An 18,480-nucleotide genomic window follows, 5' to 3' on the forward strand; every position below is an offset into this window, starting at 1 on the left:
CCAAGTAGCCCTGGTGGCGGGGTAGTTCATGGAGAATCTACGGAAATGTTCCCTCAGGTGTTCGAAATCGAGTCCGCCGCCCGACGACTCGCTACCGGCATCGAACCGGTACCGAGGCGGCTCGCCCCCGCACCCGATAAAGTGACCGATGCCGCGACTGGCGCGCACCCCGGCAGGGGGGCTCTGTGGAATCGACCACGAGGGAGCGGCACACCCCGGGCACGCCCGGGGGCGTCATCACCGGAGAGCCGTCCGCCTGGGCATCCGGGTCCACGCCGCAGCAATGCGGCCGACCCGGGAGGATCCCGTGACCGTATCCGTGACCCCGCACACCCGCCATGACGCGCTGACAGCGGCCGACCCGGAGATCGCCGCACTGGTGGCGTCCGAGGAACAGCTCCAGGCGGACACCCTGCGCCTGATCCCCAGCGAGAACTACGTCTCCGCCGCCGTGCTGGAGGCATCCGGCACCGTCCTCCAGAACAAGTACTCCGAGGGCTACCCCGGCAAGCGGTACTACGAGGGCCAGCAGAACATCGACCAGGTCGAGACGCTCGCCGCCGAACGGGCCAAGGCGCTCTTCCGGATGGACCACGCCAATGTGCAGCCGTACTCCGGCTCACCGGCCAACCTCGCCGTGTACCTGGCGTTCCTGAAGCCGGGCGACACCGTGCTCGGCATGTCGCTGCCGATGGGCGGCCACCTCACACACGGCTGGGGTGTCTCCGCCACCGGCGCCTGGTTCCGCGGGGTGCAGTACGGAGTACGGCGTGACACCGGCCGTATCGACCTGGACGAGGTACGCGACCTGGCCCTCGCCGAACGCCCCGAGCTGATCTTCTGCGGCGGTACGGCCGTGCCCAGGACGATCGACTTCGCGGGCTTCGCCGAGATCGCCCAGGAGGTCGGCGCGGTCCTGGTCGCCGACGTCGCCCATATCGCCGGCCTGATCGCAGGAGGCGCACACCCCTCGCCCGCCCCGTATGCCGACGTGGTCTCCACCACCACCCACAAGACCCTGCGAGGCCCGCGCGGCGCGATGCTGCTGAGCAGGGCGGAACACGCACGCGCCATCGACCGCGCCGTCTTCCCCGGCCTCCAGGGCGGCCCCCACAACCAGACGACGGCAGCGATCGCGGTCGCCCTGAAGGAAGCCGCGCGCCCCGACTTCAGTGCCTACGCCCACCAGGTGGTCGCCAACGCCCGGGCTCTGGGTGAGGAGTTGGCCTCCCGCGGCTTCGACCTGGTATCCGGCGGCACGGACAACCACCTCCTGCTGATCGACCTGACCTCTCGCGGCGTCCCGGGCAAGACCGCGGCGAAAGCCCTGGACCGGGCCGGAATCGTCGTCAACTACAACACCGTCCCCTACGACCCCCGCAAGCCCTTCGACCCCTCCGGCATCCGCATCGGCACCCCGGCCCTGACCTCCCGCGGAATCCCGGCCTCGGAGATGGGCACGGTCGCGGAATGGATCACCCGCGTGGTCGAGGCGGCCCGCACCGACGACGAATCCGCGGTCGCGAAGGTGCGCGCGGAGGTGAAGGGCCTGATGGACGGTTATCCGGCACCGGGGTTGCCGGTGGGCTGACGCGGAGGGCCGGAAGGGCGGCCGGGCTCCCTGACGTCGTCGTCACCGCCGCAGGTACTGCTACGCCGGCTCGCGCTCGACAGATCCGATGGCTCGGTCTTCGGCGGGCTGAGCCGACGTGGAGGAGAGCGATCCCGGATTCACTCGTTCCTGCGGCCGGAGGACGGCAGAGGACAGGGCGGTGACGGTGATGAACAGCGCCAGGGGCCCGAGCGGCATCACCGTGCTCGGCCGGACGCTGAGCTGGTCGACGTAGTTTCCGACGGTGACGAACCAGCCGATGGTGCCGACGGCCACGGTCAGATACACGCGACGCTCCCGCAACAGCCGCATCCCCGCCCACAGCACGGCGGGCATGACCAGCAGGGTGTTGACGATCGCCGCCGAGAACGCGGTGTCCCCGGAGCCTCCGAGATCACCACCCACATTCGTCGCGGCCTGCTGCCACTGGGACAGTGACAGGCCGTCGGACAGCAGCAGATGGGACAGGGCGGCGGCGATCACAGTCACGACCAGCGCCTTGCCGATCCGTGATGCTAAATGCGTCATATGCATGGCGTCACGATAGGGCGCGTACGAATCGGGGCCGGAGAGGGCCTCAAGGTATCTGCCCCCGGACACTCTCGACTTCACCGGCGGCTGAGCCGCCGGGCCCGCCATACGGCTCGCGAGCACGGACATCACGCCGCGGCGGACACCCTGGGCTTTCGCAGAGCCAGATAGAGGGCCAGAACCCAGCCCACGAGAGTCGCGCCGAAGACAACATTGATGACCAGGACCAACCACCGATCCCCGCTGCTCCGGTTGAAGGCGATCAGCGATGGCAGCAGGAAGAACGCTGCGCCGATCACACCGACTATTACGGTCAACACCGTGTCCATGAGGGTTCTTTGATCGAATTACCGGGGCCGGTCACCGTACCTGACCGAGGTGCCCAGCAGCCGCGTCACCTGCCTGTACGAGAGCACGCTCGGCCGCCCCCTGCGGTTCCCCGGTCCGACCCCGGCCCGGCGGAGGCGCGACGGCACGAAAGACCGACCGGCCGCAGGTCGCAGTGGACCGCGCCTATGCTCACTGGATGGAGCAGAGCGAAGTGGTGAAGCGTGTCGTGGGAATCCTCACGGAGGCGGGCGAGATCCGCCGGCTCCTCGAAGAGAACGTGGACCGCGACGATGTGGAAACCGATCCGAGCGTGGTGACCGCGCTCCTGAACGAGACGATGCCCCGGATCACGATCCCCGAGGACGCCTCGATCGAAGAGGTCGCGGTCCTTGTCGGCCGGGAGGTCGGCGGCGCGGTGGAGCAATTGGTCGGCGCCTTCACCCTGGCCTTCGCGATGCTGGCCCAGGTGCACGACTCCGGGCAGACGGACGTGACCTCCGCCGACGTATTGCAGGACCTGGCACTGCGAGCGGAGCAGATCGGTTCCGGCGGCTCGGAGGACATGGACCCGTAGACCGCCTGGCCCGAGCCGACCGGCAGTCGCTCGTCCGTCGCATCAGACTGAGGTATTCCGTCCTCCGTGCCCACAGGTGTTCGTGCGGCCGGCGGGGTCACAGGCCGTGCTGGTCGAGGAGCCGCATGAGATTCCGCTTGCGCCTCTGGGCGGCTCGCAGGGCAGCGACGTACGACGTGAACTCGTCCTCGGTGCCCAGGTGGCGGTGGCAGTCGCGGATGCTCAACAGCAGGCCGGTCAGTTGCTCGTAGACCGTGTTGCCGGTCTGCTTCGTAAGAGGTTCGGCCAGGCGCAGGTAGACGCGGAGCGCATCGGAGGGACGAGAGGCGCGTGCCTGGTCGGCGAGGGCGAGCCACTGCCGGTCGTGGGCACCGGTCTCGGCCGCGGCCTGCCAGGCGGTGGCGATGTCTTCGTCGTCGAGCAGGGCGTCGATCAGGACAGGCCCGCCGTACCAGGACTGCTGCCGCTGTTGTGCATCGGCCCGCAGCAGCGCGAGAGCCGGCTCGCGCTCCATCTGCCAACAGCCGGCCGCCTGTGCCACCGTACGCAACTGCTGGTACGCGGCCAGGGAACGGTGCGCGGCGAGGACGACGCGGCGCAGGGCGACGGCGTCGGAGAGCCGATCCGCGCGGGCGTAACGGTCGCAGAGGTAGTCCACCAAGGCGATCTTGGGAGTGACGGGGCCGGACGCTTCCTCGACGCCGCGCTCCGCCCACCGGAGGGACTCGTCGGGCCGGCCCGCGGTGTCCAGTTCGCGGGCGATGACCAAGTGGGTGCTGCCGTCGGGTGCGAGGTCTGCCGCGTGAACGGCGACCACGGTGTCCACATCATTGCCCGCCCTGGCCAGCCGCTCCATCAGGTACTTCTCCGCCCACCCGGTGCGGTTGCCGCGCCACGCCTCGACAGCCAGCTGCCGTACGGTGACCATGCCTTGCTCTCCGAGGACATCCGCGTAGTCGAGCGGGTCGATGCCGGTCAGGTCGTCCAGGTCACTGAGCACATGCCGGACCAGCCACCGCCCGGTCTCGTCCGGGTCCGGACGAGCCGTACGGCACGCTTCGAGATGGGCTTCGGCGAGAGCGGCCCCGACCTCGCTCAGCTGCCCGTCGGAGTCGTCGATGCCGTCCTGCGCCTCGCTCAGCAGTTGCAGCGCCTCCCGCGACAGGTGGATCGCGTCCTCGGCCCGCCCGGTGGAGATCAGCGCGGTGATCGCGGACACCGCCTGCGCGGCTTGTTCGCCATACGCGCGGGCATCGGCGTACTCGACGTATCCGTACCGCGCGAAGGGGGTGACATCGAGGAGTTCACGGATCCGGGTACGGACCTCCTCCAGGTCTCCGCCGGCGCTCGCCGCCCGCAGTTCCAGGCGGCGGCGAACCTGCCGGTCCTCCGCGATCTGTTCCCGGACAAGGGCGAGGAGTTCGTCCCTGGACAGTCCGGCCAGCCACACGTCCAGCTTCCGCGCCCGACTCCGGGCTCGGCTGCGCTGCCGCGGCAGCTCAGCCGCCTCGCCGAGCGCGGTCAGGCCGAGTGCGACCAGGTGCTTGCAGAAGTTGCCTTCCATGCCGTACGGGCAGTCGCACTCCCCACCCAGCCTGCCGGGTCCACCGAGGGACAGCTCCACCGCGTACGCGTCCGTCCCATGAACCGTGGCCGTGATCCAGCCGTCGCCCACTTCCATGGCAGTCACCGCATCCACGTATCCCTGGCCTCGCTCGAAGGAGCGCGAACCGGCCAGCGCACGCAGGTCGTTCTCGTCGAATCCTGTCTTCCGTGACACACGGTCATTCAACCGCAGGGCGGGAGCATCGCTCTGCGGCATCCAGGAATCTCGGTGGTGTTGCCGAGACACAGACATGGCAGGGCGCCGTAGGGGAGTTGTGGGCCGTGTCCGTGGTGCTGCTGCGCTTCGAGGTCATGGGTAATGGGGAAGTGGCGGCGGAGCTCCGGGGTACGGCGGATCCCCTGGTTCGCATGCACTACGCCGTTGACCGGGGGGCTTCGTCGTGTTTCAGTCGCGCGTCATCGGCCGTTGGTCGCCAGCCGCACCTGCCGCGTCGCGTTCCGTGTTCACCTGGGGGCGATCGCTTTCCGTATGAGCTCACCGAGTGGGGAAGGTGAGCCGCAGAACGATCTCGCCGTCGTCGATCTCCCCGGTGGGCTCGAACCCGAACTTCTGATAGAAGGGCCACGGTTCGCCGTCGCCGGGCTCGTAGCTGGTCAGCAGCTCGGTGGCGCCGTCCGCGCGAACCAGGGCGGTGATCTGCGTGAGCGCCTCTCGGCCGATCCCTCGCCCCTGGTACCGCTTGTCGACGAGGAGGCGCCAGATGAAGTGCCGCCCTTTGTAAGGACCAGCCGGCGGTTTCCACGACAGCATCACGAAGCCGACTGGCTCGTCGTCGCGGTACAGGGCGCGGTACCAGGGATTGGCCTCTGGTTTCTTCGTCGCCTCCTTGAGCGACTTGGACACGGAGGCGACGAACTGCTTCTGGCCATGTCGGACGCGGAGGGCACGAACGGCATCCCGGTTGTCGTCGGTGATCTCCCGCAGCTGCACGCCTGGGGACCTCATGCCACACCCCTTCCCGCATTCGGCAGTTGCGACATCCGGGCCGACGCGAAGAGCCGCCGCCGCGCGGTAGTCCGTTGTGTGTACGCAATATCAAGGACGTCGGGTTGGACGTCCTCGCAGCGTATTCGACGCAGCGGATCTGGAGCGGGACTGGCACGCCGGGCGGTGCCCGCGTCCGAGGCAGCCGCTTCGACCTGGGCAGACACTCCAAGATCCTGTCCGCGAATAGTCCACAGACCTCGCCCCAGGGCCGCTCGGCGTTGCACACGCCTGCGCATACGCGAAGACCCCGGCCTCAGCGTTTCCGCTGGTGACGGGGTCTTCAGGCACTTCAATCGAAGTGCCCCCGGCAGGATTCGAACCTGCGCACACGGCTCCGGAGGCCGATGCTCTATCCCCTGAGCTACGGGGGCGTATCGCTGCGTTACGCGGCGACGGAGGAAACACTACCAGCTTCCGCAGGGTGTCCGTGAACAGGTATTTCCGTGCTGTCGGAGGCGGCGGTACGGGCCGCGCAGAGGGGGCCGTAGGGGTGGTCCTGGGTGTATTCGGCCACCCCCTGCGCCACTCGTCCGGGGTCGGAAATAGGCAAAACCCGGACGCAGCCCCTACGCCCCGCCTACTCTCGGAGTGTGTCAGGGGCTTGTGGCCGCGTGCTTGTTGTCGACGACAACAAGGTCATCCGGCAGTTGATCAGGGTCAATCTTGAGCTTGAGGGCTTCGAGGTCGTGACCGCGGCCGATGGTGTCGAGTGTCTGGATCTGGTGCATCAGGTCTGTCCCGACGTGATCACACTCGATGTCGTCATGCCCCGGCTGGACGGTCTGCAGACCGCCACCAGATTGCGTTCCGATCCGCGGACCAGACATCTGCCCGTGGCGGTCATCAGTGCGTGTACGCCTTACGAGGTGGACAGCGGGGTCGCCGCAGGCGTCGATGCGTTCCTGGCGAAGCCCTTCGAGCCGAGCGAGCTGGTGCGGCTCGTACGGCAGTTGATGGACAGGGAGGACCCGCCGTCGGTCGACGGCAGACACGGTGCCGGGAGGGCGGAGAGCGCCGCAGGGTGACCGCATGGCGAAACCGGGTCGCGGGGTGCCCCCCTTCCTCCCATACGCTTGTCCTGTGACCCCCGCCGATCTCTCCAGGACCGTGCTGCACGCCGTGCGTCGCGCGGTCGACGAGGACGCCTTGCGCGCGCCCGTGCCCGCGCGCGTGCGAGTGGAGCGGACACGGCCGGGCGGGCACGGGGACTACGCCACTGCCGTCGCCCTCCAGCTGGCCGGGCCCGCCGCGCTGTCGGCCAGGGAAGTGGCCGAGATTCTTCGGGAGCGGGTGCAGGGGGCACCGGGGATCAGTGGTGTCGAGGTCACCGGGCCCGGGTTCCTGAACTTCATCCTGGACGGTGACGACGGCCTGGCCGTCCTTGTCGGCGCCATTGAGGCGAGCGGTACCGAGTACGGGCACGGGGACGCCCTCGCCGGTGTATCCGCCTCGTTCGTACCCGTCGAGGAGCTGCGCGCCCGTGTCGTCACCGGGACCGTCGAGCGGCTGCTCCGGTCTCAGGGGGCGGAAGTCGGGGCGCGGGCGGCCGGCGGGGAGGCGCTGCATGTGGTGCCCGTGCCCGCCGCGGACCGCGATCTCTTCGCGCGGCTCGGGAGCGACGCCGCGCGCTGGGCACTGCTGCGGGCCGCCCCGCACGACCGGGCCCGGTGCACAGGGAGCGATGAGCTCCTCGTGCAGCAGGAGAGCAATCCGTTGTTCCGGGTGCGGTACGCGTACGCCCGGACCCGGGCCTTGAGCCGGAACGCTCAGCAGCTCGGGTTCTGTGGCGCCTACGAGGAGAGCGTGGACGCGCCCGTGCTCGGTGCACTCCTCGCAGACCATCCCGGTGTGCTCGCCGCCGCCGCCCGCCACCGTGAGCCCGACCGGCTCGCCCGGCAGCTGGAAGCGCTCGCGCAGGCTTTCTTCGACTTCCACGACTGCGCCGCCCCGCTCCCCGTCGGTGACGAGAAACCCTCGGCCGCCCACCGCTCCCGGCTCGCCCTCGCCGAAGCCGCCGGGACGGTGCTGGCAGGCGGCCTGTCCCTGCTCGGCATCAGCGCACCCGAAGTCCTCTGAGAGACCCGAGAGAGCAGAGCATCACGATGAGCCGATCCGCACACCCCGCCGGGCCCCGCCACGCCGATGTCATGACGGAGGGGCACTACACGGCCCCGCCCGCCGATCTCAATGTCCTGGACGAGAAGGTCTGGGCCCGTACCGTCGCCCGCAACGAGGACGGTGCGGTCACCGTCGGCGGGATCGAAGTGACGCGACTGGCCGAGGAGTTCGGCACCCCCGCCTACTTCCTCGACGAGAGCGACTTCCGGGCCCGCTGCCGGGCCTGGGCCGACGCCTTCGGACGCGACGCCGATGTGTTCTACGCAGGGAAGGCGTTCCTGTCGCGGGCGATCGTGCGCTGGCTCAAGGAAGAGGGGCTCAACCTCGACGTCTGCTCCGGGGGAGAGCTGACCTGCGCACTGGACGCCGGTATGCCCGCCGAACGCATCGCCTTCCACGGCAACAACAAGACCGTCGCGGAGATCGAGCGGGCGGTCACCGTCGGCGTCGGGCGGATCGTGCTCGACTCCTTCCAGGAGATCGCCCGGGTCGCGCACATCGCGCAGCGGCTCGGCAAGCGGCAGCGCGTACAGATCCGGGTGACCGTCGGCGTCGAGGCGCACACCCACGAGTTCATCGCCACCGCACACGAGGACCAGAAGTTCGGGATCGCGCTGGCCGGGGGACAGGCCGCCGAGGCGGTGCGCCGGGCGCTCACCCTCGACGGGCTCGAACTCATCGGCATCCACTCGCACATCGGCTCGCAGATCTTCGACATGGCCGGCTTCGAGGTCTCCGCCCGGCGCGTGGTGCAGCTGCTCGCCGAGGTGCGCGACGAGCACGGCATCGAGTTGCCCGAGATCGACCTGGGCGGCGGTCTCGGCATCGCCTACACCTCCGAGGACGACCCGCGCGAGCCGCACGAGATCGCCAAGGCGCTCGGCGACATCGTCACCCGTGAGTGTGAGGCGGCCGGGCTCGCCACCCCGCGGATCTCCGTCGAGCCGGGGCGCGCCATCGTCGGCCCCACCGCGTTCACGCTGTACGAGGTCGGCACCATCAAGCCCCTGGAGGGGCTGCGTACGTATGTCAGCGTCGACGGCGGCATGTCGGACAACATCCGCACCGCGCTGTACGACGCCGAGTACAGCGTCGCGCTCGTGTCGCGCACCTCCGACGCCGAGCCGATGCTCGTGCGTGTCGTCGGCAAGCACTGCGAGAGCGGCGACATCGTGGTCAAGGACGCCTTCCTGCCGTCCGACCTGGCGCCCGGCGATCTGATCGCCGTGCCCGCCACCGGTGCGTACTGCCGCTCCATGGCGAGCAACTACAACCATGCCCTGCGCCCGCCCGTCGTCGCCGTGCGCGACGGGGAGGCGCGAGTGATCGTCCGGCGCGAGACGGAGGAAGATCTCCTGCGTCTCGATGTCGGCTGATGAAATAGATGTCTCAGGATCCGGACGAGTGGCAGAAACTCCCGTCCGGTGAGTGAGACTGGTCCACACATCAGATGTAAAGGAAACGAGGTCGGATGATGCGTACGCGTCCGCTGAAGGTGGCGCTGCTGGGCTGTGGAGTGGTCGGCTCAGAGGTGGCGCGCATCATGACGACGCACGCCGACGACCTCGCCGCGCGCATCGGCGCGCCCATCGAGCTCGCCGGTGTCGCCGTCCGCCGGCCCTCCAAGGTGCGGGAGGGGATCGACCCCGCACTGATCACCACCGATGCGACCGCCCTGGTCAAACGGGGCGACATCGACGTCGTCATCGAGGTCATCGGCGGCATCGAGCCCGCCCGTAACCTCATCACCACCGCCTTCGAGCACGGCGCGAGCGTCGTCTCCGCCAACAAGGCGCTGCTTGCCGAGGACGGCGCCGCTCTGCACGCCGCCGCCGAGCAGTACGGCCGGGACCTCTACTACGAGGCCGCCGTCGCCGGCGCCATCCCGCTCGTACGGCCGCTGCGCGAATCCCTCGCCGGCGACAAGGTCAACCGGGTCCTCGGCATCGTCAATGGCACCACCAACTTCATCCTCGACCGGATGGACACGAGCGGAGCCGGATACTCCGAGGCGCTCGACGAGGCCACCGCCCTCGGATACGCCGAGGCCGACCCGACCGCCGACGTCGAAGGCTTCGACGCCGCCGCCAAGGCCGCGATCCTCGCCGGTATCGCCTTCCACACCCGGGTCAGAATCGGTGATGTGCACCGCGAGGGCATCACCGAGGTCACCGCCGCCGACATCGCCTCCGCCCGCCGCATGAACTGCACCGTCAAGCTCCTCGCCATCTGCGAGCGTGCCGCCGACGGACAGTCCGTCACCGCGCGCGTGCATCCGGCGATGATCCCGCTGAGCCACCCGCTGGCCTCTGTCCGTGAGGCGTACAACGCGGTCTTCGTCGAGGCCGAGGCGGCCGGACAGCTCATGTTCTACGGTCCCGGCGCCGGTGGCTCGCCGACCGCCTCCGCGGTCCTCGGCGACCTCGTCGCGGTCTGCCGCAACAAACTCAACGAGGCCACAGGTCCCGGCGAGTCCGCGTACACGCGCCTGCCGGTCAGCCCCATGGGCGACGTCGTCACGCGGTACCACATCAGCCTCGACGTGGCCGACAAGCCTGGCGTACTCGCCCAGGTCGCGACGGTCTTCGCCGAACAGGGCGTATCGATCGATACGGTCCGTCAGCAGGGCAAGGATGGCGAGGCCTCCCTCGTCGTCGTCACCCACCGCGCGCCCGACGCCGCCCTCTCGGCGACCGTCGAAGCGCTGCGCAAGCTCGACACCGTGCGCGGTGTCGCCAGCATCATGCGTGTTGAAGGGGAGTAAGGACCCATGACCAGCAAGGGCACCCACCAGTGGCGCGGCATCATCGAGGAGTACCGGGACCGTCTTCCGGTCACGAGCACGACGCCGGTCGTCACGCTCCGTGAGGGCGGTACTCCGCTCGTCCCCGCTCAGGTCCTCTCCGAGCGCACGGGCTGCGAGGTGCACCTCAAGGTCGAGGGCGCCAACCCCACCGGGTCCTTCAAGGACCGCGGTATGACGATGGCGATCACCCGGGCCAAGGAGGAGGGCGCACAGGCCGTCATCTGTGCCTCCACCGGCAACACCTCCGCCTCCGCCGCCGCGTACGCGGTGCGGGCCGGCATGGTCTGCGCGGTCCTCGTGCCGCAGGGCAAGATCGCGCTCGGCAAGATGGGCCAGGCGCTCGTGCACGGCGCCAAGATCCTCCAGGTCGACGGCAATTTCGACGACTGCCTGACGCTGGCCCGCTCACTCTCGGACAACTACCCGGTGGCGCTGGTCAATTCGGTCAACCCGGTCCGTATCGAGGGACAGAAGACCGCCGCGTTCGAGATCGTCGACGCACTCGGCGACGCCCCGGACATCCACGTCCTCCCGGTCGGCAACGCGGGCAACATCACCGCGTACTGGAAGGGTTACAAGGAGTACGCGGGCGACAGCATGTCCACGCACACCCCGCGCATGTGGGGCTTCCAGGCCTCCGGCTCCGCGCCCATCGTCCGCGGCGAGATCGTCAAGGACCCGTCGACCATCGCCACCGCGATCCGGATCGGCAACCCGGCCTCCTGGCAGTACGCGCTGGACGCCCGGGACGAATCGGGCGGTTTCATCGACGAGGTGACGGACCGCCAGATCCTGGCCGCCTACCGGCTGTTGGCCTCCCGGGAGGGCGTCTTCGTCGAGCCCGCCTCGGCCGCGTCCGTCGCCGGTCTGCTGAAGGCCGCCGAAGAGGGCAAGGTCGACCCGGGGCAGAAGATCGTCTGCACGGTCACCGGCAACGGGCTCAAGGACCCCGACTGGGCCGTCGCGGGCGCTCCGCAGCCGGTCACGGTCCCGGTGGACGCGGCCACCGCCGCCGAGAAGCTGGGCCTCGCGTAAGCCCTGGGGCCGGTCGGCGGGAGCCGGGCCGATCGGCTGTCGGTGAGAGCCCGGCACCCCTGCCCGCGGGGCCCGGCCCACCGCCGGCAGGAGCCCCGTTCATCTGTCGGTAGGAACCCAGCTCAACCGCCCCTTTTCGGGGCGGAGAGCGCATAGGAGGCGGGCGACACGCATCGTGCGCCTCCTGTGCGCCCTATGTCGCCACAGAACCTTCCTTCGATAAGCTGTACCCAACCCGCCCCGCCGCATCTGCCGCGGTGCAAGGGCCGTTGTGGCCGTCGGCTTCCCCGGAACCCCACTCCCCGCCGCCACGACCTCCCGCCAGCATCGAGAAAACGCTTCACCACCCCCGCTGTCTCACAAGGAGAGTCGTCTAAGCGATGGCCGGTCCCGCCTTCCGAGCCGCCGCCGTCCGGGTGCGCGTCCCTGCGACCAGCGCCAACCTGGGCCCGGGTTTCGACGCCTTCGGCCTGTCGCTGGGGCTGTACGACGACGTCGTCGTCCGCGTGGCCGACTCCGGACTGCACATCGACATCGCGGGTGAGGGTGCGGACACGCTGCCCCGCGACGAGAGCCACCTCCTCGTACGCTCCTTGCGCACGGCCTTCGACCTGCTCGGCGGGCAGCCCCGCGGCCTGGAGATCGTCTGTGCCAACCGCATCCCGCACGGGCGCGGCCTCGGCTCCTCCTCCGCCGCCATCTGTGCCGGCATCGTCGCCGCCCGCGCCGTGACGACCGGCGGTGACGCCCGGCTCGACGACGCCGCGCTGCTGGAGCTCGCCACCGAGATCGAGGGCCACCCCGACAATGTCGCGGCCTGCCTGCTCGGCGGGTTCACACTTGCCTGGATGGACGGCGGATCGGCCCGCGCCATCAGGATGGATCCCGCAGATTCCATCGTTCCGGTGGTTTTCGTCCCGAGTAAGCCGGTCCTGACCGAGACCGCCCGCGGACTGCTGCCGCGCATGGTCCCGCATGTCGACGCCGCCTTCAACGCAGGCCGTTCCGCGCTCCTCGTCGAGGCCCTGACCAGACACCCCGAGCTGCTGCTCACCGCCACCGAGGACCGGCTGCACCAGGAGTACCGAGCCCCGGCGATGCCGCAGAGTGTGGAACTCGTGAACCGACTGCGCGCCGACGGCGTCCCCGCAGTCATCTCCGGTGCCGGGCCGACGGTGCTCGCACTGGCCGAGGACGGTGCGGCCGACAAGGTCGCACAGCTGGCGGGCGAGGGATGGGCGGCCAATCGGCTCACTCTCGACGCCCCGGGTGCGAGTGTGCTGCCGCTCGCCCCGTAGCCGAGAAGTGATTGCCGGTGAGTGAGAGGGGGAATGTTTGTTGGAGCCGGTAGTGTTAACCTCAAGTCTGCAACCGACGTCTATGTGGCGCGTTGCTTCGTGTCCCTTTCCGGGACCACCATTTCTTCCGGGAGCCTCCCCAACTGCCTGAGCAGCCTGCCTGAGCAGTTTCGTGCACGCTCCGGAACCGGCACGACACCCCTCGCTTGTCCAGGAGTGGGCCGAGCAGGGGGATGCTCGCGCCGGACCTTTGCACACCTTCATCTCTCCGCCGTACCCGGCGGACCACCGCCCCGGCACGGTCCGCGATCCGCAAGATCACAGACCGCAGTCGGACAGCACAACCGGTCGCCGAGCCAGAAGGCCGACGTCCGCTCCAGGGAAGGACCCTTCGTGAGCGACACCACCGATCTGATGGGCGTGACTGCCGACAAGACCGTCGACAGCGCCGCGCCCGCCGAAGGTGCTGCCACTGGCACCACCGCACGGCGCCGCCGCTCCGGCACCGGCCTTGACGGCATGGTCCTGGCCGAGCTGCAGCAGGTCGCGTCCGGCCTCGGCATCAAGGGCACTGCGCGGATGCGCAAGGGCCAGCTGATCGAGGTCATCAAGGAGGCGCAGGCCGGTAGCTCCGCCGCGCCCAAGGCCGCCGCGCCCGCCGCGGATGCCGAGACCAAGCCGAAGCGCCGTGCCACCTCCAAGGCGCGCACCGGGGACGAGTCCGCGGCCGCCGCGCCCGCCGAGAAGGCTGCCGCGCAGCAGCAGATCGACATCCCCGGCCAGCCGGCCAGCGACGACCAGCCCACGGGTGAGCGTCGTCGGCGCCGTGCGACCGCTCAGGCGGGCAGCCCGGAGAGCAAGGCGGAGAGCAAGCCGGCCGCCGAGGCCAAGGCGGAGACGCAGGCCGAGCCGAAGGGCGACGACCGCACCGACGCCAAGGCCGAAGCCGCCGCCGACACGGCCGAGGGCCGCCGGGGCGACCGCCAGGACCGGGGCCAGCGGGGCGACCGTCAGGAGCGCGGCGAGCGCGGGGAGCGCCGCGACCGTCAGCGCGATCGCCGCGGCAAGGGCGACGAGCAGGGCGGTGGCCAGGGCCAGCAGGGCGGCCAGCGCCAGCAGCGCCAGGGCCAGGGCCAGAGCCAGGGTCAGCAGGGCGGCGGCCCGCAGGACGACGGTTACGACGACGAGGCAGGCGGTCGTCGCGGTCGTCGCGGCCGCTACCGCGACCGCCGTGGCCGCCGTGGCCGCGAGGACTTCGCCAGCGAGGTTCCCGTCTCCGACGACGACGTCCTGATCCCCGTCGCGGGCATCCTGGACATCCTCGACAACTACGCGTTCATCCGGACCTCCGGCTACCTGCCGGGCCCGAACGACGTGTACGTCTCGCTCGCCCAGGTCCGCAAGAACGGCCTGCGCAAGGGTGACCACGTCACCGGTGCGGTGCGCCAGCCCAAGGACGGCGAGCGTCGCGAGAAGTTCAACGCGCTGGTCCGCCTCGACTCGGTCAACGGCATGGCGCCCGAAACCGGCCGAGGCCGCCCGGAGTTCCAGAAGCTGACCCCGCTCTACCCGCAGGACCGGCTCCGTCTGGAGACGGACTCCAACGTCCTGACGACGCGGATCATCGACCTGGTCGCACCGATCGGCAAGGGCCAGCGAGGCCTGATCGTGGCCCCGCCGAAGACCGGCAAGACCATGATCCTGCAGGCGATCGCCAACGCGATCACGGTCAACAGCCCCGAGTGCCACCTGATGGTCGTCCTGGTCGACGAGCGTCCGGAAGAGGTCACCGACATGCAGCGGTCGGTGAAGGGCGAGGTCATCTCCTCGACCTTCGACCGTCCCGCCGAGGACCACACCACCGTCGCCGAGCTGGCCATCGAGCGCGCCAAGCGTCTCGTCGAGCTGGGTCACGACGTGGTCGTCCTGCTGGACTCGATCACCCGCCTCGGCCGTGCGTACAACCTCGCGGCCCCGGCATCCGGCCGCATCCTGTCCGGTGGTGTCGACTCGACCGCGCTGTACCCGCCGAAGCGCTTCTTCGGTGCCGCGCGCAACATCGAGGACGGCGGTTCGCTGACCATCCTGGCCACCGCGCTCGTCGAGACCGGCTCGCGCATGGACGAGGTGATCTTCGAGGAGTTCAAGGGCACCGGCAACATGGAGCTCAAGCTCGACCGGAAGCTCTCGGACAAGCGCATCTTCCCGGCGGTGGACGTCGACGCGTCCAGCACCCGTAAGGAAGAAATCCTGCTCGGCAGTGACGAGTTGGCCATTGTCTGGAAGCTGCGCCGGGTGCTGCACGCGCTCGACCAGCAGCAGGCGATCGAGCTCCTCCTGGACCGGATGAAGAAGACCCAGTCCAACGCGGAGTTCCTGCTCCAGATCCAGAAGACGACGCCGGCTCCGGGCAACGGCAACGACTGACGTCGTACCCGGATCGGCTGAATCACAGGGCCGCCCTCGTCACTCCGGTGGCGGGGGCGGCCCTGCGTCGTAGGGCCCGCGAATGTGACGCAGTCGATTCGACCCTTTCGACCGATCCGAGACCTTCGCCACACAACCGCCATGACGACAGAGGTCACCACGATGTCTGTACCTGGCAAGAAACCGCAGGTGAGCGCGGGATCACCAGCTGTTCATCGAGGTCGCACGTCCCTTTTGTTCTCACGTGGACGTGACAGGTCGCTGTGCAACCCTTCTTCGTGCCGCGACGTCGTACGAAGTGACAACAAGTCGCCAAAGCCGACAAAACCAGTGCCCGAACACCGCTGCAGGGGCCAGGGCCTGCCCGGCGGATCAGGGCAGAACAGGCCCTGGCCGGGAGAAGCTGACGACAGAAGGAGACGGATGACCGAGCAGAGCGGGAGCGGCGGCCGAATACGCCCCACCGGCAAACGCCGGAAGAGGCCTTCCCGTCGCCGCAGGGCGACGGTGATCGCCGCCTGGACCCTGGCCGGTGCCGTGGTCGTGGGTGGCGGCGGGCTCGGATACGCCTACTTCAAGCTCAACGGCAATCTCAAGGCCGTCGACATCAACGCGGCGCTCGGAAAGAACCGCCCCGACAACGTCGACAACGGCTCCGAGGACATCCTCGTGCTCGGTTCGGACTCCCGCTCCGGCGCGAACTCGAAGTACGGCGCCGACGAGGGCACGGCCCGTTCCGACACCGCGATGGTCGTGCACATCAACGAGGGCCACAAGAGCGCCTCCGTCGTCTCCATCCCGCGCGACACCCTCATCACCCGCCCCGACTGCACCAGTGACACCACGGGGCAGAGCGTCGCGGGCGAGCAGCGCGCGATGTTCAACACGGCGTACGAGGTCGGCGGACCGGCCTGTGCGGTCAAGACCGTCGAGTCCATGTCCGGCATCCGCATGGACCACTACCTCGAAGTCGACTTCACCGGCTTCAAGAAGCTCATCGACGAGCTCGGCGGCGTGGAGATCACCACCACCAAGGCGATCAACGACTCCAAGAGCCATCTGAATCTCGAACCCGGCACCCACACGCTCGACGGCGAGCAGTCGCTGGGCCTCGTCCGCACCCGCAAGAGCGTCGGCGACGGCAGCGACCTCGGCCGCATCCAGCTCCAGCAGGCGTTCATCAAGGCGCTGATGGAACAGGCCAAGAGCGTCGGGGTGTTCTCGAATCCGAAGACTCTCTTCGACCTCGCGGACACGGCGACAAAGGCCGTCACCACCGACTCGGACCTGGGTTCGGTCAAGCAGCTCACCGGCTTCGCGAACGGCCTCAAGGGGCTCGGCTCGAACAACGTCCACATGGTCACCCTGCCCGTGCAGTACGACCCGGCCGACCCGAACCGCGTCGTACCGCTGGAGGAATCCGCCCAGCAGGTGTGGGCGGCGCTCAAGCACGACAAGGCCATCCCCGCCTCCGCCACCGAGAAGTCGGCGGGCGACAAGGGCGTCGCGGGCAGCGTCGTCCAGTGACAGGGCGGGCCGGGAATAGTTGCGGCCCGCCCCCGGTTTTGGGAGATACGGCCGGTCCTGGCAGACTGGTACGTCGGCCCCGGTTCACGGACGCGCAATCCGCGCGTACGACCCGGCGCCCTCCCGAACCTAGGAGAAACCCTTGAAGCGCGACATCCACCCCGAGTACGTCGAGACGCAGGTCAGCTGCACCTGTGGCGCGTCGTTCACGACCCGGAGCACCATCGACGGCGGCAGCATCCGCGCCGACGTCTGCTCCGAGTGCCACCCGTTCTACACGGGCAAGCAGAAGATCCTCGACACCGGTGGCCGCGTGGCCCGCTTCGAGGCCCGCTTCGGCAAGGCTGCCGGCTCCGCCAGCAAGTAGCGAGCCACTGCGCCGGTTTTCGGCGCCCTCTTCCCGGGGGCGCCGAGACCGGCGTTTTTTTCCGGCCCGGGGTGCGGGCCGTCCGCGTACCCGGGCCCGGACAGCATCACGCCGTCCAGCAGGCACGTTTGAGTGAAGAAACCAGGAGCCCGAAGATGTTCGAGGCGGTCGAGGAACTGATCGGCGAACAGGCCGATCTTGAGAAGAAGCTCGCGGACCCGGCGGTCCACGCCGACCAGGCCAACGCGCGCAGGCTCAACAAGCGCTACGCCGAGCTGGCCCCGATCGTCGGCACGTACCGCTCCTGGAAGCAGGCCGGGGACGACATCGAGACGGCGCGCGAGTTCGCCGCCGACGACCCCGACTTCGCCGCCGAGGTAAAGGATCTGGAGAAGCAGCGCGAAGAGCTCACCGAGAAGCTCCGCCTCCTCCTGGTCCCGCGCGACCCCAGCGACGACAAGGACGTGCTCCTGGAGATCAAGGCGGGCGCGGGCGGCGACGAGTCCGCGCTGTTCGCCGGCGATCTGCTGCGGATGTATCTGCGCTACGCCGAGCGTGTCGGCTGGAAGACCGAGATCATCGACTCCACCGAGTCCGAGCTCGGCGGCTACAAGGACGTCCAGGTCGCCGTGAAGACCAAGGGCGGCAACGGCGCCACCGAGCCCGGCCAGGGAGTGTGGGCCCGGCTGAAGTACGAGGGCGGGGTGCACCGCGTGCAGCGGGTGCCGTCCACCGAGTCCCAGGGCCGTATCCACACCTCGGCCGCCGGTGTGCTCGTCACACCCGAGGCCGAGGAGGTCGACGTCGAGATCCACGCCAATGACCTCCGTATCGACGTCTACCGCTCCTCGGGCCCCGGCGGCCAGTCCGTCAACACCACGGACTCGGCGGTCCGCATCACCCACCTGCCGACCGGCGTCGTCGCCTCCTGCCAGAACGAGAAGAGCCAGCTCCAGAACAAGGAGCAGGCCATGCGCATCCTGCGTTCGCGACTGCTCGCGGCCGCCCAGGAAGCCGCCGAGCAGGAAGCTTCGGACGTACGACGCAGCCAGGTGCGTACGGTCGATCGTTCCGAGAAGATCCGTACGTACAACTTCCCGGAAAACCGGATCTCGGACCACCGCGTCGGCTTCAAGGCGTACAACTTGGACCAGGTGCTCGACGGCGACCTGGATTCCGTGATCCAGGCATGTGTCGACGCCGACTCCGCCGCCAAGCTCGCCGCCGCATAAGCCCAAGCC

16 protein-coding genes and 1 tRNA gene are annotated in these 18,480 nt (G+C 69.2%); 12 read left to right on the forward strand and 5 right to left on the reverse strand.

The window, feature by feature from the left end; translation table 11 throughout:
- The first annotated feature begins 307 nt into the window (after window positions 1-307).
- A complete protein-coding gene (gene glyA / locus ACFVYE_RS11370; protein ID WP_383959702.1) occupies window positions 308-1,591 on the forward strand; it encodes a serine hydroxymethyltransferase in 1,284 nt (427 codons plus the stop codon).
- 60 nt (window positions 1,592-1,651) lie between these two features.
- Here glyA and ACFVYE_RS11375 read toward each other — a convergent pair whose 3' ends face one another.
- Entirely contained in the window at window positions 1,652-2,146 is a 495-nt protein-coding gene (locus tag ACFVYE_RS11375; RefSeq protein ID WP_389605176.1) for a hypothetical protein, read from the reverse strand.
- Between the two features lie 125 nt (window positions 2,147-2,271).
- Window positions 2,272-2,472 carry a superinfection immunity protein gene (locus ACFVYE_RS11380; RefSeq protein WP_383959698.1) on the reverse strand — a complete coding sequence of 67 codons (201 nt, stop codon included), beginning with the start codon at window positions 2,470-2,472 and terminating at the stop codon, window positions 2,272-2,274.
- Window positions 2,473-2,669: 197 nt separating this feature from the next.
- Here ACFVYE_RS11380 and ACFVYE_RS11385 point away from each other — a divergent pair, with 197 nt between their 5' ends.
- A complete protein-coding gene (locus ACFVYE_RS11385; protein ID WP_383959696.1) occupies window positions 2,670-3,047 on the forward strand; it encodes a hypothetical protein in 378 nt (125 codons plus the stop codon).
- A gap of 97 nt (window positions 3,048-3,144) precedes the next feature.
- On the opposite strand, the gene ACFVYE_RS11390 is transcribed toward ACFVYE_RS11385, so the two are convergent.
- The 3 genes from ACFVYE_RS11390 to ACFVYE_RS11400 all read right to left on the reverse strand — a co-directional run bounded on the left by ACFVYE_RS11390 (window position 3,145) and on the right by ACFVYE_RS11400 (window position 6,032).
- Window positions 3,145-4,869, reverse strand: a complete 1,725-nt coding sequence (locus tag ACFVYE_RS11390; RefSeq protein WP_383959694.1) for an SWIM zinc finger domain-containing protein — start codon at window positions 4,867-4,869, stop codon at window positions 3,145-3,147.
- A 279-nt stretch (window positions 4,870-5,148) separates the two neighbouring features.
- Window positions 5,149-5,619: a GNAT family N-acetyltransferase gene (locus ACFVYE_RS11395; protein WP_383959692.1), complete on the reverse strand. Its 471-nt coding sequence runs from the start codon at window positions 5,617-5,619 to the stop codon at window positions 5,149-5,151.
- 341 nt (window positions 5,620-5,960) lie between these two features.
- Window positions 5,961-6,032: transfer RNA gene (locus ACFVYE_RS11400), tRNA-Arg, on the reverse strand.
- Window positions 6,033-6,251: 219 nt separating this feature from the next.
- Between ACFVYE_RS11400 and ACFVYE_RS11405 the strand changes: the two genes are divergently transcribed.
- The 10 genes from ACFVYE_RS11405 (at window position 6,252) to prfA (ending at window position 18,471) form a co-directional block, all read left to right on the forward strand.
- Window positions 6,252-6,686 carry a response regulator gene (locus ACFVYE_RS11405; protein WP_389605179.1) on the forward strand — a complete coding sequence of 145 codons (435 nt, stop codon included), beginning with the start codon at window positions 6,252-6,254 and terminating at the stop codon, window positions 6,684-6,686.
- A 55-nt stretch (window positions 6,687-6,741) separates the two neighbouring features.
- Window positions 6,742-7,737 carry an ArgS-related anticodon-binding protein NrtL gene (gene nrtL, locus ACFVYE_RS11410; RefSeq protein WP_389605181.1) on the forward strand — a complete coding sequence of 332 codons (996 nt, stop codon included), beginning with the start codon at window positions 6,742-6,744 and terminating at the stop codon, window positions 7,735-7,737.
- Between the two features lie 26 nt (window positions 7,738-7,763).
- Complete coding sequence (gene lysA, locus ACFVYE_RS11415) at window positions 7,764-9,155, forward strand: diaminopimelate decarboxylase (RefSeq protein WP_383959686.1); 1,392 nt, start codon at window positions 7,764-7,766, stop codon at window positions 9,153-9,155.
- Between the two features lie 98 nt (window positions 9,156-9,253).
- A complete protein-coding gene (locus tag ACFVYE_RS11420) occupies window positions 9,254-10,543 on the forward strand; it encodes a homoserine dehydrogenase (protein ID WP_383959779.1) in 1,290 nt (429 codons plus the stop codon).
- A 6-nt stretch (window positions 10,544-10,549) separates the two neighbouring features.
- Window positions 10,550-11,620, forward strand: coding sequence for a threonine synthase (thrC, locus tag ACFVYE_RS11425; protein ID WP_383073059.1), 1,071 nt, complete (start codon window positions 10,550-10,552; stop codon window positions 11,618-11,620).
- A gap of 380 nt (window positions 11,621-12,000) precedes the next feature.
- On the forward strand, window positions 12,001-12,918 hold the full coding sequence (thrB, locus tag ACFVYE_RS11430; protein WP_383959684.1) for a homoserine kinase: 918 nt from the start codon (window positions 12,001-12,003) through the stop codon (window positions 12,916-12,918).
- A 393-nt stretch (window positions 12,919-13,311) separates the two neighbouring features.
- A complete protein-coding gene (gene rho, locus ACFVYE_RS11435; protein WP_383959682.1) occupies window positions 13,312-15,345 on the forward strand; it encodes a transcription termination factor Rho in 2,034 nt (677 codons plus the stop codon).
- 423 nt (window positions 15,346-15,768) lie between these two features.
- On the forward strand, window positions 15,769-16,872 hold the full coding sequence (locus tag ACFVYE_RS11440) for an LCP family protein (protein WP_383959680.1): 1,104 nt from the start codon (window positions 15,769-15,771) through the stop codon (window positions 16,870-16,872).
- 142 nt (window positions 16,873-17,014) lie between these two features.
- A complete protein-coding gene (rpmE, locus tag ACFVYE_RS11445; protein ID WP_073214489.1) occupies window positions 17,015-17,239 on the forward strand; it encodes a 50S ribosomal protein L31 in 225 nt (74 codons plus the stop codon).
- Between the two features lie 155 nt (window positions 17,240-17,394).
- Window positions 17,395-18,471 (forward strand): peptide chain release factor 1, encoded by a 1,077-nt coding sequence (prfA, locus tag ACFVYE_RS11450; protein ID WP_383959678.1) that lies wholly within the window; start codon window positions 17,395-17,397, stop codon window positions 18,469-18,471.
- The last annotated feature ends 9 nt before the right edge of the window (window positions 18,472-18,480 follow it).

The organism is Streptomyces sp. NPDC058239 (assembly GCF_042882185.1).
Lineage (GTDB): Bacteria > Actinomycetota > Actinomycetes > Streptomycetales > Streptomycetaceae > Streptomyces.

Coding starts and splice junctions, on each gene's coding strand:
- ACFVYE_RS11390 (WP_383959694.1), bottom strand. CDS start 4,869: ATGCCGCAGAGCGATGCTCCCGCCCTGCGGTTGAATGACCGTGTGTCA.
- thrB (WP_383959684.1), top strand. CDS start 12,001: ATGGCCGGTCCCGCCTTCCGAGCCGCCGCCGTCCGGGTGCGCGTCCCT.
- lysA (WP_383959686.1), top strand. CDS start 7,764: ATGAGCCGATCCGCACACCCCGCCGGGCCCCGCCACGCCGATGTCATG.
- ACFVYE_RS11395 (WP_383959692.1), bottom strand. CDS start 5,619: ATGAGGTCCCCAGGCGTGCAGCTGCGGGAGATCACCGACGACAACCGG.
- ACFVYE_RS11420 (WP_383959779.1), top strand. CDS start 9,254: ATGCGTACGCGTCCGCTGAAGGTGGCGCTGCTGGGCTGTGGAGTGGTC.
- ACFVYE_RS11380 (WP_383959698.1), bottom strand. CDS start 2,472: ATGGACACGGTGTTGACCGTAATAGTCGGTGTGATCGGCGCAGCGTTC.
- thrC (WP_383073059.1), top strand. CDS start 10,550: ATGACCAGCAAGGGCACCCACCAGTGGCGCGGCATCATCGAGGAGTAC.
- prfA (WP_383959678.1), top strand. CDS start 17,395: ATGTTCGAGGCGGTCGAGGAACTGATCGGCGAACAGGCCGATCTTGAG.
- ACFVYE_RS11440 (WP_383959680.1), top strand. CDS start 15,769: ATGACCGAGCAGAGCGGGAGCGGCGGCCGAATACGCCCCACCGGCAAA.
- ACFVYE_RS11375 (WP_389605176.1), bottom strand. CDS start 2,146: ATGCATATGACGCATTTAGCATCACGGATCGGCAAGGCGCTGGTCGTG.
- ACFVYE_RS11385 (WP_383959696.1), top strand. CDS start 2,670: ATGGAGCAGAGCGAAGTGGTGAAGCGTGTCGTGGGAATCCTCACGGAG.